The organism is Nodularia chucula CCY0103 (assembly GCF_963923915.1).
In the GTDB taxonomy this organism is placed as follows: Bacteria; Cyanobacteriota; Cyanobacteriia; order Cyanobacteriales; family Nostocaceae; genus Nodularia; species Nodularia chucula.
In genome coordinates, this window is the sequence record NZ_CAWUOL010000206.1 from 1 (window position 1) to 970 (window position 970).

Annotated in this window: 1 protein-coding gene; it reads left to right on the forward strand. The window is 35.2% G+C overall.

Translation table 11 applies throughout. From position 1 onward, the window contains the following. Positions 1 to 68: 68 nt before the first annotated feature. A partial coding sequence (locus ACM0OP_RS24220) for a transposase (RefSeq protein ID WP_414530953.1) occupies positions 69 to 970 on the forward strand: 902 nt, incomplete at its 3' end.

Consider the following 970-nt stretch of genomic DNA (forward strand, 5'->3'; position numbering starts at 1 on the left):
TAGACATATCCTTAATATAAACAATAAGGTATAATAAAGAACAAAAGCAAAGATTATGTGTAGAGAATATGACAAGTCCTTTGGCAAGAATAGAATCACATCCCCGTGAAGCAAAACGCCTAATAGGAATTAATTATGACCAGTTCTTAGCATTGGTATCTTTAGCAGAGCAAAGACATATAGAGAAACAAGCAGAAATTGAAAAAAAGAAAATTCGGATTATTGCCAAAGGAGGCGGGCGTAAACCAGAAATATCAGCCAAAGAAGGAATCTGCTTATGTCTAGTTTACCTGAGACAAAAACCAATTTTTGAAATTTTAGGGTTGTTGTTTGACATTTCCAAAACTAAAGCCAATGATACCTTTAATTATTGGGTAGATATTTTGAGAGAAATCTTACCAGCATCGCAAATAGAAGAGGTATCAACAGATAGTCAAAAATATCAAGATTTACAGCGGATGCTGTCGGAACATGAATTAATTATTGATAGTGCTGAACAAGCTATAGCAAGACCTGTAGACTATCAAGACCAAAAAAAATACTACTCAGGTAAGAAAAAAATGCACACCTTAAAAAATCAATTTATTGTTTTACCTGGTGGTGAAGATATTGTCGATGTCTGTGTGGGAATGTTGGGGAAAACAAGTGATATTAATTTATTTCGAGAAACTCGTCATAAATTTAATGAGAGACAAAAATTTCTTGGTGATAAAGCCTACATTGGAGATAATGCCATTACCACCCCTCATAAGAAACGTAAAAATACAGAAATTTCGGAATTACAAAAACAAGAAAATCAACAACTCTCGTCCCGTCGAATCGCCGTTGAACACATGATATGTCGGGTCAAAATCTTTCGTGTAGCCAGTGAGAGATTTCGTCTGGCTCGACATCGATATATTCAGGTAATTATGGCCGTCTGTGGACTGGTTCGATTACGAATTAATCGCTTATTTTCTCTGACTCTTAG